Below are 14,537 nucleotides of genomic sequence, written 5' to 3'. Positions count from 1 at the left end.
GATCTCTCATCTCTGGCCGTGGTCTGGTCTCTCTGGCAGGATGCAGCGACCGGAGGCGACCGTGGGTGGACGTCTGCCGCCAGAGACTGAAGGAGCCGAAGTTGCGTCTTCCCCGCCACCGTCATCCGGTTGACCGGCCGTCCATCACCCTGCTCATGATCGTGTTCTTCGGTGCGGGAGTAGTCGCGGCGAGCGGATGGAACGGTGATGCTGGCCGCTTTCAGCCGATCGCGGCAGTACTTGCCATCGTGCTGTTCGCGTGTTTTCTGATCTTGTTTGCAGTCTTCTGGGTCGGCTGGCTGATGCGGGGACACGAGTTGTGGCGCAAGGAGCTGCACGGGCCGGTGGCACAGGATGGTGATCAGCCCGCCGAGTAACGCTTCCCGCTCGTGCACGAGTAACTATGGCAGTACGTGCAGGGACCGGGCTTGTTCCGCGGAGGGCCGGCCCATCGCGTGTATGAGGCCACCAACTCGACTTTGGAGCTACACAGCGTTTTCGCGCCTTTTGGTCCTCGGTTTCTCGTTGAGATCGTGGGCTTGGTCTGTCACGACGGCCAGGAAGGCCGCGAGCGCGGGGGCTGCGGGGCCGTCTCGAAGGACAACGACCAGTCGACGTCCGATCTTTTCCTCAGCGATGTCACGGATCGCAAGGGTTGGGTCTGCTGCGGGCAGTGTCAACGCCGGCAGTAGCGCGACGGCTCCGGTGGTGCGCACGAGTTCGAGTTGGACGTCCGCGTCGTTGGACCGGTGCCGTACGTCGGGTTCGTAGCCGCCGATGGAGCGGCAGCTTCCTACGACCATGTCGTGATGGCCAGTGCCCGCGTCGGAGGCCGCCCAGACCTCCTCCCGCAGCATGGACAATGCGATGGGCCCTCCCTGCTTGGCCAGCGGATTCCCGGGTGACAGGACCAGTTTCAGTGGCTCCTCGTGCAGCAGGGTGAACCGTAGCCCTGCCGGCCGGGGGCGTGGGTGACCGTCGTACTCGTCGCTGATCACCAGGTCGATCGCGCCGAGCCGCAGTCCCGGCAGCGCTTGTTCGAGCTCGAGCTCGGAGACCTCGGTGCGCACGTGCGGGTGCTCGACCATCATGCGTGCCACTGCGGGAACCAGTAGGCGACGAGTCGCTGACTGCAGACCGCTGGCGCGTACGGTGCCCCGCACCTCACCGGCCAGTGCGGACAGGTCGGCTGACGCCGCCTCGGCTGCTGTCAGCAGGACTCGGGCGTGCTGTGCGAGCAGGCGCCCGGCGTCGGTGAGACGCACACCGCGGCCGGCCTTCTCGAGCAGGCGTGCGCCGACCTCCTTTTCCAGAGCGCTCAACTGCTGGGACACCGAGGAAGGGCTGTAGCCGAGAGCCGTGGCAACCGCGCCCAGGGTCCCTCGTTCCTCGAACTCGCGGAGGAGGCGGAGTCGACGAAGATCGAGCGTGACCATGCAGAAATACTAACGAATCAGGTCCAGGTATCGTCACTGGACCTGCAGGGTGGGAGCATCGATGCTCTAGGGCATGGGTCCTGCCTTGTGCCTTCTGTCAGCGGCGTGCTTCGGCGCCATGGCGATCTTCGGGAAGCTCGCGTACGCCGCGGGCGTCTCACCTGAAGCGCTGCTCGTGGTGCGCTTCGGCTTCGCCGCCGGCCTGCTGGCGATGCTGCTGCTCCTGCGGCCGGGCCTGCTTCGCGACCCTTCGAGCCCCGACCGAAGGCCGGGTTCCGCTCAACTAACCCTGGGTCTGCTGGTGACGGCCCTCGGTCTGGGTGCCGTCGGGTACGCCGCCCAGGCGTCCCTGTATTTCGCGGCCTTGGAGCTGATGGACGCCTCGCTGCTGTCCCTGCTCTTCTACACCTACCCGCTGCTGGTCACCTTTGCGGCTGTTCTGCTGGGCCGGGACCGCCTGACACCCGGCCGCTGCATCGCACTGGTGGCTGCCTCCTGCGGGGCGCTGCTCGTGCTTCTCGGTACCGGCCGGGTGGACTTCCACCCGCTCGGGGCGGCCCTGGCGTTCGGCGCCGCTGTCACCTACACCGGCTACATCCTCGTTGCTGACACCGTCGCGCACCGGCTGCCACCGGTGGTGCTGTCCGCGTTGGTGACGGCAGGGGCCGCCCTCACCCTGGCCACAAGTGCCCTCGTGACGGGCGGAGTTGATCTCAGCCTCGGGTTGCAGGGATGGTTCTGGCTTGCGTGCATCGCGGTTGTGTCCACCGTCTTGGCGATGCTGACCTTCTTCGCCGGCCTCCGGCGGACTGGCCCTTCGACTGCAGCCATCCTGTCGACGTTCGAACCGGTCGTCACCACGGCGCTGGCGGCGCTCACGCTCGACGAGATCCTCACCCCCGTGCAGCTAGCGGGTGGTCTGCTCGTCCTGTCGTCCGTGGCCGCCCTGCAGGTGCGCCGGACGGCGTTCCCGACCCGGTCCCCGATTCGGGCGTCTGTTACTGCTTCGCGCCAGTGAGGGCCGGCGATAGCCAGCAGGGGCCCAGACGCGGCCAGGTTTTCGCTTCGTCGCGGTTCACACCCGGGCTTCGGCGGGTCGCGGGGCGGCGTCGAGCGGCAGGTCGCGCAGCCGGCGGATCGGGGTCGACAGGTAGATGATCGGGGACAGCACGGTGAGCGCCCCGAAGATCAGCAGAGTGGCACGGGTGCCGAGCGGCCCGGCGAGGGCACCAGCGAGCAGGCCGCCGAGCGGGATGGCGCCCCAGGAGACGAACTTGACCGTGGCGATCACACGCGACAGGAGGTCTGGCGGGCTGGCGAGCATCCGGTAGGTGCGAGTGGTCACGCTGAGAACCACGCTGGAGCTGGCGAAGATGAGGTTGCCGGCGGCGAAGGCGAGGTAGGCGGCGGTGCCGGTGCCAAGCGGGATGATGAGCGCGCCGGCCACACCGACGAAGGACGCGACGATCAGGCCGCGTGCGGTGCCGAACCGATCGGTGAACCGGGTGGTCAGCGCGGCGCCGATGAGCGTGCCGAGGCCGTCGGCGGCGAGCAGCAGCCCGACCATTAGCGGCGATGCGTGCAGGTCGCGCACCAAGTAGTACGGGAAGAGGGCCAGCATCGCGCCGCAGACGAAGTTCGTCGCGGTGGCGTCCCACATGGACGGCCCGATGATCGGGTGTCGGAGCACGAAGTGCCAGCCCTCGCGGATCATCGTGACGATCGGTGGCCGCTCGGCCGGTCGCTGCACCCGCCGGGCCGGGAGGGTGCGCAGCAACACGGCGGAGATCAAATAGCTGACGGCGTCCACAAACAGCGTCGGCACCGCACCCAGCAGCTGCACCGCGATTCCGCCCAGGGACGGCCCGCCCAACTGGGTGGCGGCATGCGTGCCGGAGTTGAGGCTGTTACGCGCCTGCAACTGCGCGGCTGGCACGATCTCCGGCAGGAAGGTCTGGTTCGCCACGTCGAACAGCACGTTGGCGAAGCTCACGACCAAGGCGACCGCGACCATCTGGGCCACCGTCAGGGCGTCGAACCACCATGCCAGAGGGACGGACGCGATGGCGAAGGCCCGGACCAGATCCAGGGCGACCTGCATGCCGCGCAGCGGCACGCGCTGCACGATCACCCCTGCCGGCAGACTGTTCAAAAGGTACGCGAGATAGCCGGCCGCCGTGATCAGACCCATCTCGAAGGCCGACGCGTCCAGCACGGTCAGCGCGGTCAGTGGCAGGGCCAACCCGCCGACCGCCGAGCCGAGGTGACTGGTTACACCGGCGACCCACCAGCGCCAGAAGACGGTCAGTTTCATAATGGAACTGACTATAGTGGTAGGGGTGAGAAGAGTCGACCTCGCCGATGCGGACTGCGGCATCGCCCAATCCCTCGCCGTACTGACCGACTGGTGGACCTTCCTGCTCATCCGCGACATCGCCGGCGGTGTGACCCGCTTCGACGGCCTGCAAAGTGGGCTCGGAATGAGCCGCCGCGCCCTGACCGAGCGCCTCGCCGCCCTCGTCGAGCATGGCGTGCTGCACCGCCGGCGGTACACGGATCGCCCGCCGCGCTACGACTACCTGCTCACCGCCAAGGGCGAGGGTCTACTGCCGGTGCTGATCGCCTTGCAGGAGTGGGGCGACCAGCACATGCTCGGCGACGGGTCGCTCACCGCCACCGCGGCGGCCGGGTCGGCGGAGGCTCGCCGCGTCCACGCCCTCGTCGGGCGCCGACTCCCCGAGCTGACCCTGGTACGCCACGACGGCGTACCGGTGCCGCCATCTGACCCGGGTGCCTGGACGGTGCTCTACTGCTTTCCCGGCGCGTTCGTACCCGGCGTACATGGCCTCCCGCCGTATTGGGCGGACATCCCCGGCGCTCCCGGCTGCACGCTCGAGTCCAGCACCTATGCCGCACGGGCCGCCGATTTCGCAGCCGCGGGTGCGCGGATCCACGGAGTCAGCACTCAGCGTCCGGACCAGCTAGCTGCCTTCGCCGCGCACGCCGAGCTGCCGTTCCCGCTGCTCTCCGATGCCGACGGGCGGCTCGCCACGGCGCTGCTGCTGCCCACCTTCCGAGCCGCCGGCGCCGACCGGCTCAAGCGGGCCACGCTGTTGCTCGATCCGGTCATGACGGTGCGCGCCGTCCAGTTCCCTGTGACCGATCCGGCCGGCTCGGTCAGCGAGATGCTGCGCCTGGTCCAGGATCACGTTCAGGCCGCCGGGTAAGACGGCCGCCAAGCGTGGCGTTTGTCATTTCACCTGCTCTCCGGCCGCTGCGTGCCAGATTTTGCCGGCTTCGGGGTCAACTGGGAAGTCGCAGTTTGCGCAGGAACGCGGGCAGCAGCCAAGGCCGGCGTCCACCGATGACCACCTTGCCGGTGAGGACGGAACGCGCCTTGCTGAGTCGACCGAACAACATCAGGTTGAGCGTCACCGGATCGAACGACAGCCGTACATCGCTGTCTCGGCCCGGCTCCTCGACCGCCACCAGGCCGCGCTGGAGGACGAGCGTCACCGGAGTCGTGTACGGGGAACGGAACGCGACCGCGATGCGGCGCTCCCGTGGCGGTTCACCGTTGTCCAGCAGGCGCCCGTAGCCGTGGCGGGTCAGGCCGACGAGAAACAGTTCGAAGAACAGGGCCGCGTCCTCTGGCCGTACTTCCCACGGCGTGCGGCCGGCGCGGGCGATGTCGCGCCCGTGGATGTGCAGTTCGTTGAGCAGATGGGCGACGATCCCGCAAACCGGGACGCGCGACTCACCGAGCCATTCCACGGTCTGGCCGGGGTCGAGGTCGCGGGTGATCCGGAGAAGGAGGCCGATGTCGGTCCGCAGCCGGTGGGCGAGTACCACCAGGTCCCGCTCGGTGAAGTGCCGCAGCGTGAGCGCGTTCAAGTCGGCGACGGTGTCGCACGTCGTGGTCGGGATCGAGTCGGAGATCTCCTTCAGGGCCGGTACGTCGTCGGGCGCCACGACATGGGTCGCCAGCGACGCGAGAGCCGCCACGTGAGCGGCGGTCTCGGCTACCGTCCAGCTGACGGTCGCGAGCGCGTGGGGATCCCGCGCGGCGCACACCATCTCGGCGAATCGGTCACCGGTCTCGCGAAACGTCGTGCGGACCGCCTGCCACTGGTCATGAGTCATCGCCACGCCACGTCACCCCGCAGACGACGGTAGATGTGTGGTGTCCGGTTGTCACCAGCCCCGTTGGAAGAAGGCAACGTCGGAGAAGCCGGCTCGGCAGGGAACGTCCAGAATTCGTGCCGAGAGGAGGTGGTCCGCGTGGAGTACGCCCAGGACCGGCCCCGATCGTCCGGTGAGGACGGCGCGTTCGCCCGGTGGCTCGCCGACCGCGCCGGCGAGCTGTTGCTGGAGGTACGCGCCGAGCGGGGCCACGACGATCCGGCCGCGCTCAAGGCGGCCGGCGACAAGGTGTCACACGACCTGATCCGTGCCGAGCTGGCCCGCCGGCGGCCGGCGGACGCGGTGCTGTCGGAGGAGGACGACCAGGCTCGGCGGGCCTGGGTGGAGGGGGTGGACCCGATGCCGCCGGCCCGGCTTGCTGCCGAGCGGGTGTGGATCATCGACCCGCTCGACGGTACCCGGGAGTTCGCCGAGGAGGGCCGCTCCGACTGGGCGGTACACGTCGCGCTCTGGTCCCGGCACGCCGGTGGTCCGCACCTGCTGGCGGCCGGCGCCGTCGCGTTGCCCGCGCAGCGCCGGGTGCTCGCTACGGACGAGCCACCGACAACCCCGTCCGCCGCCAGCGGCGGACCGTTGCGCCTGGCGGTCAGCCGCAGCCGTCCGCCGGCGTTCCTCACCGCGCTCGCCGAGGAGGTCGGCGCGGAGCTCGTGCCGATGGGGTCGGCCGGCGCGAAGATAGCCGCCGTGATCGGCGGCGAGGTCGACGCGTACGTGCACGCCGGTGGCCAGTACGAGTGGGACTCGGCCGCGCCGGTGGCTGTGGCGACGGCGGCTGGGCTGCACGCTTCCCGGATCGACGGATCGGCGCTGAAATACAACCAGGCCGATCCCCGCCTGCCCGACCTGCTGGTCTGCCGGGCGGAACTGGCTCACCGGCTGCTCGCGGCGCTCCGGGACCAGCCTCCGTCCAAATGACCGCGGCGGCCCTGTCGATGTGATGGAATCAAGCCTTCGCGACAAAAAGCAACCTCGGAGTGGCTTACACTCCGCGGCGGGGCAAGAATCGATTGCGCCCCATATCTAAAAAGCTGCGACAAGCGCCGCTGTGAATTGAATTTCATAACCGCACCGAGTGGGCGGCGGATGCCGCTGGCCGGTGCGGCACGTGTTCTAGCGACGCCCCCTTAAAAAGATCCTGAAGGAGTGCGCCGGTGGCCCGTCGGTGGAAAGTCCTTCTCGTCACGTCCAGCGCGGTTTTCATGGCGCTTCTTGATGTGACGATCGTTAATATCGCGTTTCCCGACATGCGCCGGTCCTTTCCGCAGGACTCGCTCAGCACCATGTCCTGGATCATCAACGCCTACAATGTGATCTTCGCCGCGGCCCTCGTGCCGGCGGGCCGCCTCGCCGACCGGATCGGCCGGCGGAGGATGTTCCTCGCCGGCTTGCTGATCTTCCTTGCCGCCTCGCTGGCGTGCGGCCTCGCGATCAACGTCGAGTTCCTCATCGGCGCCCGGATCGTACAGGCACTCGGTGCGGCGCTGGTCGTGCCGACGTCGCTGAGCCTGGTGCTGCCGGAGTTCCCGCCGGAGCGGCGCGCGACCGCGACCGCACTGTGGACCGCGACCGGTGCGATCGCCGCCGCCACCGGGCCTTCGCTCGGCGGCGTGCTGGTCCACTGGCAGGGCTGGCGCTTGATATTCCTGGTCAATCTGCTCATCGGCCTGGCGGCCCTCGTGCCGTCGCTCCGGCTCTTGCGGGAAAGCCGGGAAACCGGTGTGACCCGCTGGCCGGACGCGGTCGGCGCCATACTCCTCGCGGGTGCCGTCGGCCTGTTGGCTCTGGCACTGGTGAACGGGGCGGATTGGGGTTGGCGCTCGTTCGGCGTAGTGGGCTCGCTGATAGCTGCCGCGATATTGTCCGTGCTGTTCCTCGCGCGTTCGGCCCGCCATCCGGTGCCGGTCGTCGATCCGGAGTTGTTTCGTATCCGGTCGTTCGCGGTGGCCAATGTGGGATCGCTGGTTTTCGGCGCCGGCTTTTACGCTCTGCTCCTGACGAACGTCCTCTTTCTGACCTCCGCGTGGCAGTACGACATCTTCCTGGCGGGCGTCGCGTTGACCGTCGGCCCGATGATGGCGGCAGTGGCCGCCGTCGTCAGCGGCCGACTGGCGGACAAGTACGGCCAACGGGCCATCACCGTGCCCGGAGGGCTCGTGTTCGCGGCTGGTGCCCTGATTCTGGGGCTTACCACGACCGGCGAACCACGCTATTTCACCATTTTCCTGCCGGCTACGCTTCTCACCGGGATGGGGGCGGGACTCTGCTTGCCGTCATTCGGCAGTGCGGCGGTGGCCGAACTGCCCCGCAACCGGTATGCGACGGGCGTCGCCGTAGCCTCCTGCTTCCGGCAGATCGGCGCGGTGGTCGGCGTGGCGGGCCTCGTGGCCGTACTGGGGGCGACCGGGCGGGCTGACACCGTCGTCGGCTTCCAACGTGCCTACCTGCTCGTCGCCCTCGCTGGTGTGCTCACCACGATCGTCGCCTCCGCGCTCGGGCGGGTCCGTGCGCGTGACGTCGCGGACCTCCCCGGACGGCCGGTGCTCGCATCGTCATCCCCTGACCGGACACCCGCTGCCCTTGGCGAGCACCCCGCCGACTGAGTACCCGTACGCGTTGACTGAAAGGAATCCGCATGCCGGAGCCAACTGATCCCCGCCCCAGCCTGAAGGTCATCGGTGTGGGATACGGGCGTACGGGCACCGCCTCCATGAAGGTCGCGCTTGAGCGCCTGGGGTTCGGGCCGTGCTGCCACATGACCGAGGTGATGGAGCAGCCCGAACTGGTGCGGCGCTGGCGGCGCATCGCGGACGGCGGCGGGGCCGACTGGGAGAGCGTCCTGGGTGGCTACGGCGCCACCGTCGACTGGCCGGGTGCCGCGTACTGGCGTGAGTTGGTGGACGCCTATCCGGACGCGAAGATTCTGCTGACCGTCCGCGATCCGAAGCGCTGGTATCAGAGCGCCCTCAACACGATCTTCAAGTTTCCGATGCGTCGCCGGAACCTCGCCGAACGGTTGCTGTTCACCGTGGTGCGTTGGGCCAACCCGTCCTCCGCGCAGGTGCCGTTGCTGCTCGATCGGGTGCTGTGGAACCGCGTCTTCGACGGCAGGCCGTTCAATGGCCGGACGTTTCCGGACGGCGTGCCCGACCAGGAGTACGCGACCGGCAGCTTCAACCGCCACAACGAGGAGGTCAAGGCGTACGTCCCGGCCGATCGGCTGCTGGTCTACAACGTGGCCGAGGGCTGGGCGCCGCTCTGCGCGTTCCTCGGCGTACCGGTGCCCGACGAGCCCTTTCCGCGGCTCAACGAGACCGACAGCTTTAACCGGATGATCGCCGCTCGGGTCCGGTCCGCGATCGTGCCGGTCGCGGCCGCGTTGACCGCCACCCTGGGGGTGGTTGCCGCACTGGTTTACGGCGTGGCGGCGCTGACCCTCGGCTGAGCGATCCGCCACCCTAAGAACGCCCCGCGCCGGGCCGTACGGCCTCGACGCGGGGCGGGTCTGCCTCGGGGGTACGTCACCCGGTGGCGGAGCCGATCCGCCAGCGTGGCTTGAAGACCGCGAGCACGACGTTCAGCGACAGCAGCGTCACGGCGGCGATCGGGGCGACCAGCGCCGGCATCCGATCGGCGGTGGTCAACGCGTCGCCGGCCGTGGCCTTGTCCGCGAGGTTGCTCAGTAGGGGGACGAGCGCGAGGAACAGGATCACGTTCAACACGAAGGTGATTCCCAGCTTGATCGCCACCCACCAGTACCGCACCAGTCCCCACTTGGTGGACACACCCAGGAGCGCGCCGGTTGCGAGGGCGGTCAGGGCCAGGGGCGCGACCAACCAGGTACCGACGAGGCTGGCGGCCGGGTAGACGGTCTCCGGGCTGCTGCCGCGCATGCCGGCGATGCCCAGTGCCAGCAGCACGGCGTCGGTGCCCAGCACGCCCACGGCGGTGGCGATGTGGACACTGAGCAGCGCCTTGCGCCAGTTACGGGAAGGCGGTGCGGTTTCGGCGCCGATCGGGCCACCGGACGGGTGGCCGGCCGAAAGACGGGACATTCTGCTCCTCCGTTGTGCTGTCGGCGGGGGACATCACCATTGTGGGGCCGGGCGGCCGCTGTGCGGAGGTGGCGCGCCAAGCTGAACCAGAATAGAGCAATCTGGGATAAAGGGTAACCCCGGTTGTGCGGCATTCTGTTATTGGCGCGCGTCAATCAAATTTTCCTGCTGTGGAAGGAGTGCGCATGGCGCAGACAACCAAGAATTCGTTGGCGAAGGGGCCGCCGGGCCTCGTCAGGCCGGAAACCGGGCCGAAGGCGACGTCCATCTTCGTCAACGGGGCCATTCCCCGCCGTCGCGGCCTGATCATCCTGCTGAGCGCCCTCGGCGGATTCCTGCTGACCGTGGTCTGGTCGGCCCAGTTCGTCGACCGGACGATCGGCGACAACGTGGCGAACACGATGCTCGGCCACGACGCCAAGGCGACGCCCATCCAGGGCATCGTTGCCGGCATCGCATTCGCGTTCGTGTCCGGCGTGGCCGGCAGCTTCACCGCCTGCAACATCGCCGCCTTCGGTGCCGTGGCACCGATGGTGGGCGGGAGCGGCAGCCGGATGGCTCGCCTGGGGCAGGTCCTGAAGCCGGTCGGCTGGATGTCGGTCGGCATGATCGTCGTCTCGGCCACGTACGGCGCGATCGTGGGGCTGGTCGGCACGAGCATGCCGCAGTTCTCCACGGCGACGTCGAACGCGCCAGGCACCCTGTCGCCGCGCAGCATCCAGTCCCTGGTGGTCTTCGGCCTGATCGGGCTCATCATGACCTACATGGGCCTGGCGGCGATCCGCACCGTGCCCGACCCGTTCGCGAGGATCTCCAAGCGGTTCCCGAACTTCCCCATGGTCTTCATGGGAGCGCTGATCGGTGGCTTCCTCATCGGGCGGCCGTTCGCGCTGTTCCGGCAGCTGTTCCGGGACGCGGCGGAGAGCGGCAACCCGCTCTACGGCGCCGCGGCCTTCTCGCTCCAGTCCATCGGCAACATCATCATCCTGTCGATCCTGTTCCTCGTCCTCGCGTACGGCACCCGGGGGCGCCTGCAGCGCTGGCTCAGCGAGAAACCGACCCGCGCCGCGGTCCTCACCGCGGTCGCGCTGATCGTTGCCGGCGTCTTCACGTTCCTCTACTGGGACGTGCGCGTGCTGGCCCGGCGTGAAATCATTCCCTGGTATCCGACGGCGCCTTGGTCCTGACCAGCGCCCCGAGCTCGCCCAACGCGAGCTGATGGTTAGCGTCCCTTGAGCAAGCGTGGGCGAACGCCCCTGCGTCAGCAGGGGCATAACCATTTGAAAGAGCAATTTCAGCGAAGACAACGCACATCGCAAGCCAGCATCGTCGTACCCGTCGGGACGGATCTGTCGCGCACCGCGCGAAGGAGTGACATGAAGGTTTTGATCACCGGCGGCACGGGCTATGTCGGCAGCCACACGACCGCGGCCGTGCTGCGGCAGGGCCATCAGGTACGTCTGCTCGTACGCGACGAGTCGCGCGTGGCGCCGGCACTCCTGCCGCTCGGTGTCGACCCGGCCGGCGTCGAGGTCCTCATCGGCGACGTGACGGACGCGGACAGCGTGGCGAAGGCGACGGACGGCGTGGACGCCGTCGTACATCTGGCCACCGTCTTCTCGATGGACAGCCGGGACGCCCGCCGCATGGCCCGAGTGACCGCCCCCGGCGTGCGGAACGTTCTGGAGCACGCCCACCGCGCCGGCGCCGATCCGATCGTGTACGCGTCGAGCTACGCCGCGTTGCTGCCCAGCGACCAGAAGCTCACCACCGACCTGCCACCGGGTCAGGCGGGGCCGCCGTACTTCGTCGCTCAGGCGGCCGCCGAGCACGTCGCCAGGGAGTACCAGGCGAACGGTGCCCCGGTGGTGATCGTCAACATGCTCGCGACCATCGGCCCGCACGACCCACACGTGGGCGACCAGCTGACCCGGCTGCGCAACGCCGTCAAGGGCCGGCTGAAGGTCATGCCCACCGGCGGCTTCTCCATCAACGATGTCCGCGACGTCGCGGCGCTGCTCGCCGCCGCGCTCCGTCCGGGCCTGGGTCCGCGCCGCTTCTTCCCCGGCGGCCACCACATTTCCACCGTGGAATACATCAGGGCGGTCGAGACGACGACCGGGCGCCGGCTCCGGACGCTCTTCGTCCCGGCTCGCGCCGCCATGCCGCTGTGCCGCCTGGTCGACATCGTGCAGCACGTCGTGCCGTGGCACATCCCGGCGGAGTACACCGCAGCGTACATGTGCAACTGCGACGCCCACATCGACGAGTCGATGCCGAAGGCGCCACTCGGGGTCGAGCCGCGGCCGCTGCTCACGACCATCGGGGACTCGATCGTCTGGCTCCGCGAGCAGGGGCACCTGACCGCCGAGCAGGCCGGCCTGCTTGCCGACCGGAAGCTCAGTCTGGCCGGTTAGGGTGCCGGGAACTGTGCCCGTACGAAGCCGTCGAGAAGCCTGCCGGGCAGCATGCGCCGGAGGAGGGACAGGCCTCGGGCGGGGAGCCCCACCGGGTAGCGGGCCCGGGGTCGGCGGGCCCGGATCGCGCGGTCGACGGCTGCGGCGACGGCCTCGCTGTCGACAGTGAACCGGCCGAGGGGGTTGGGCCGGGCCGGGCCGTAGACGGCGGCGAACCAGTCAGCGAGGCGGTCGCGGAAGTCCTCGTACGCGGCGGAGTCGCCGGGCAGCTCGGCCGTCGCGCGGGCGGCGAAGGCGGTGCGTACCGGGCCTGGCTCGATCAGCGAGACGTGCACGCCGAACCGGGCCACCTCGACGCGCAGGGCATCGCTCACGCCCTCAAGGGCGTACTTGGAGGCGCCGTAGACCGCGCTGCCGGGCACGGCGACCTGGCCCAGGACCGAGGAGAGATTGACGATCCGGCCCCACCCCGCGGCCCGCATGCCGGGCAGGACGAGCTGGATGAGCCGCACGGCACCGAACACGTTGGTCTCGAACTGTGACCGGACCGCCGCCGGCGGCACCTCCTCGAGGGCGCCGATGACGCCGTAGCCGGCGTTGTTGACGAGGGCGTCGATGCGGCCGCGCTCCTCAGCGATCCGCTTCACGACGGCTTGCATCGACGCCTCGTCGGTGACGTCCAGGTGGAGCGTGGCTATGCCGGCCGCGGCGAGCCCGGCCAGCTCGTCCACCCGTCGCGCCGACGCGTAGACCAGATGGCCGGCGCGGTGCAGCCGGAGGGCGGTGGCCGCACCGATGCCGGAGGAGCAGCCGGTGATGAGCACGACACGGGTGGGGGGCATCGTCCCAGCCTCCCGGTACGGCGGGCGCGGCACACCTCCTAGATTGCTTGCTTCCAGTGCCCTGTCCGACCGGTCATGCCGCGTGGCGGAGCGCCTCGACGCCCGGCAGGGCGAACAGCATCGGGGGATGGCGCCAGTCCAGCGGCCGGATCGTGACGTCGACGTGTGCCTGCACACCGGCGGCCACATGCACCGGGCCGGCGGTGCCCACCAGCAGCGGCAGGTCCGCGGGATCCGGTGGGGTGTCGGTCGGGGTCTGGTCGACCGCGACCGCGAGCAGGTACCACGATCCGGACGGCACGGCGGTCATCCGCCAGGGGCAGTGGCGGTTGACCGCGGTGCAGGCGACCGGGCGTCCCTGCGGGATCCGGGTGGGAAACGCCCCGAGGAACACTGTGGAGGAGGCTGCGGTGCCGACCGTATGGACGGTGCCGGAAATCGTGCCGGCCTGCGTGGTGGGACGGCGCCGGGTGATGACCTCGGGCATGGGCACCGTTTCGCCTCGGGCGAGCCGACGGTACTGGGTGGGCGATATTCCGACGCACTCGGTGAATCGCCGGGTGAACGTGCCGAGGCTGCCGTAGCCGACCTGAATTGACACGTCCGCCACGTCGAGGCTGGTGCTCAGCAGCAGACTCTTGGCCGCCTGGAGACGTACGGCCGAGAGGAAGCGGACCGGGGTCACTCCTGTTACGTCGCGGAACGTCCGGAGGAAGTGAAATTTACTCAGCGTAGCCGTCCTGGCGAGATCGTCCAGTGAGAGCGGCTCCTCGTAACGTTCGCGGATGGTGGTCACAGCCCGCCTTATCAGGTCTTCCATCGTGCTCCCTCGAATCTGGCGGCATGTAGCAGCGAGTGACATCGTCGTCACAACGCTTGCGAAAGGTTAGCGCAAAACCACGCCGCTATCGCCATCGCAACAGAAACTTGAGCGCTTCTTTAGCGGACGGATTCCTGGCAAATGGCTTCGGTTCATGAAGTGGAGAGTGGAAATTTCCGGTATCCATAACGGGTACGTCGTCGCCCAAGCTTGAACTTAGCGGCAAAGTCCGAATCGGGGCAGCTGCGGATCTTGGGCGCGTTCATGCGTTTTGTCATGGGCTGGGTGGACGCGGGTTGTCGGACGAAACCAGGGCTGGCGCAGAGGGTAAGGTTGTCGATACGTTGGGTTGCGATAGTTGGGGTCTCTGCCCGGCTATCGCGGGGATCGTCCCGTGCCGCCGCGAGGCGGCCATGGAGGGTCACCGGAGTGGTAGGTAGGCCGCAACGCCCTCCTGCCAGGCAGCAGCCTTGGTCGACTGGCGGCCGCGCCGGATGGCCTGACCAGACGCGCGGCGGGCGGGGGGCCATGAATGTTCTGACCTATCCCGACCATCAGGTTCTGCCGTCTCCCAGCTTCGCCGAGGCGGTGGCAGCTGTCGATACGGGCGCGCCCGCCGCCCGCAGGCGGCTGGGGTGGGACGGAGACGTCGCGTTCGTGCCCTGCATAGCGGCGGTCGAGCGGCTCGCCGCCACTGATCTCGCGGTCCGGCTTGGTGCGAGCACAACGGCTGTCGCCAATGTGTATACAGGTTGGATGCCCCGGCT

At 68.8% G+C, this 14,537-nt stretch carries 14 protein-coding genes; 8 read left to right on the top strand and 6 right to left on the bottom strand.

Translation table 11 applies throughout. From position 1 onward, the window contains the following. Positions 1-377 (top strand): hypothetical protein (locus ACNAW0_RS14700; RefSeq protein ID WP_416288401.1); only part of this gene is annotated, 377 nt, incomplete at its 5' end. A gap of 108 nt (positions 378-485) precedes the next feature. On the opposite strand, the gene ACNAW0_RS14695 is transcribed toward ACNAW0_RS14700, so the two are convergent. Further along, positions 486-1,436, bottom strand: coding sequence for a LysR family transcriptional regulator (locus tag ACNAW0_RS14695; protein WP_416288400.1), 951 nt, complete (start codon positions 1,434-1,436; stop codon positions 486-488). A 118-nt stretch (positions 1,437-1,554) separates the two neighbouring features. Here ACNAW0_RS14695 and ACNAW0_RS14690 point away from each other — a divergent pair, with 118 nt between their 5' ends. Then, positions 1,555-2,454, top strand: a complete 900-nt coding sequence (locus ACNAW0_RS14690) for a DMT family transporter (protein ID WP_416288399.1) — start codon at positions 1,555-1,557, stop codon at positions 2,452-2,454. 57 nt (positions 2,455-2,511) lie between these two features. Here ACNAW0_RS14690 and ACNAW0_RS14685 read toward each other — a convergent pair whose 3' ends face one another. Then, the gene (locus ACNAW0_RS14685; protein WP_416288398.1) at positions 2,512-3,750 is read right to left on the bottom strand and encodes an MFS transporter; all 1,239 of its coding nucleotides are present in this window, start codon (positions 3,748-3,750) and stop codon (positions 2,512-2,514) included. Positions 3,751-3,775: 25 nt separating this feature from the next. Between ACNAW0_RS14685 and ACNAW0_RS14680 the strand changes: the two genes are divergently transcribed. Then, a complete protein-coding gene (locus tag ACNAW0_RS14680) occupies positions 3,776-4,663 on the top strand; it encodes a winged helix-turn-helix transcriptional regulator (protein ID WP_416288397.1) in 888 nt (295 codons plus the stop codon). Between the two features lie 76 nt (positions 4,664-4,739). Here ACNAW0_RS14680 and ACNAW0_RS14675 read toward each other — a convergent pair whose 3' ends face one another. Next, positions 4,740-5,585: a hypothetical protein gene (locus tag ACNAW0_RS14675; protein WP_416288396.1), complete on the bottom strand. Its 846-nt coding sequence runs from the start codon at positions 5,583-5,585 to the stop codon at positions 4,740-4,742. Positions 5,586-5,717: 132 nt separating this feature from the next. On the opposite strand from ACNAW0_RS14675, the gene ACNAW0_RS14670 reads away from it, so the two are divergent. The 3 genes from ACNAW0_RS14670 to ACNAW0_RS14660 all read left to right on the top strand — a co-directional run bounded on the left by ACNAW0_RS14670 (position 5,718) and on the right by ACNAW0_RS14660 (position 9,081). After that, positions 5,718-6,554: a 3'(2'),5'-bisphosphate nucleotidase CysQ gene (locus ACNAW0_RS14670; protein ID WP_416288395.1), complete on the top strand. Its 837-nt coding sequence runs from the start codon at positions 5,718-5,720 to the stop codon at positions 6,552-6,554. 236 nt (positions 6,555-6,790) lie between these two features. After that, complete coding sequence (locus ACNAW0_RS14665; RefSeq protein WP_416288394.1) at positions 6,791-8,239, top strand: DHA2 family efflux MFS transporter permease subunit; 1,449 nt, start codon at positions 6,791-6,793, stop codon at positions 8,237-8,239. Positions 8,240-8,271: 32 nt separating this feature from the next. Continuing rightward, positions 8,272-9,081: a sulfotransferase family protein gene (locus ACNAW0_RS14660; protein ID WP_416288393.1), complete on the top strand. Its 810-nt coding sequence runs from the start codon at positions 8,272-8,274 to the stop codon at positions 9,079-9,081. 76 nt (positions 9,082-9,157) lie between these two features. Here ACNAW0_RS14660 and ACNAW0_RS14655 read toward each other — a convergent pair whose 3' ends face one another. After that, positions 9,158-9,691, bottom strand: a complete 534-nt coding sequence (locus ACNAW0_RS14655) for a hypothetical protein (RefSeq protein ID WP_416288392.1) — start codon at positions 9,689-9,691, stop codon at positions 9,158-9,160. Between the two features lie 125 nt (positions 9,692-9,816). On the opposite strand from ACNAW0_RS14655, the gene ACNAW0_RS14650 reads away from it, so the two are divergent. Beyond that, positions 9,817-10,878: a hypothetical protein gene (locus tag ACNAW0_RS14650; protein ID WP_416288391.1), complete on the top strand. Its 1,062-nt coding sequence runs from the start codon at positions 9,817-9,819 to the stop codon at positions 10,876-10,878. 189 nt (positions 10,879-11,067) lie between these two features. After that, positions 11,068-12,108 (top strand): NAD-dependent epimerase/dehydratase family protein, encoded by a 1,041-nt coding sequence (locus ACNAW0_RS14645; protein WP_416288390.1) that lies wholly within the window; start codon positions 11,068-11,070, stop codon positions 12,106-12,108. On the opposite strand, the gene ACNAW0_RS14640 is transcribed toward ACNAW0_RS14645, so the two are convergent. Together ACNAW0_RS14640 and ACNAW0_RS14635 are read right to left on the bottom strand one after the other, a co-directional pair. Further along, positions 12,105-12,950, bottom strand: a complete 846-nt coding sequence (locus ACNAW0_RS14640) for an SDR family NAD(P)-dependent oxidoreductase (protein WP_416288389.1) — start codon at positions 12,948-12,950, stop codon at positions 12,105-12,107. The two genes, ACNAW0_RS14645 and ACNAW0_RS14640, sit on opposite strands and share 4 nt — an antisense overlap. Before the next feature lie 73 nt (positions 12,951-13,023). Then, complete coding sequence (locus ACNAW0_RS14635) at positions 13,024-13,746, bottom strand: helix-turn-helix domain-containing protein (protein WP_416288388.1); 723 nt, start codon at positions 13,744-13,746, stop codon at positions 13,024-13,026. Positions 13,747-14,537: the final 791 nt, after the last annotated feature.

The sequence above is a fragment of the Micromonospora sp. SL1-18 genome (genome assembly GCF_047921505.1).
Taxonomy (GTDB): domain Bacteria; phylum Actinomycetota; class Actinomycetes; order Mycobacteriales; family Micromonosporaceae; genus Micromonospora.
Note: the sequence above shows the minus strand (reverse complement) of the source record. Positions and strands in the feature narration are given on the sequence as shown.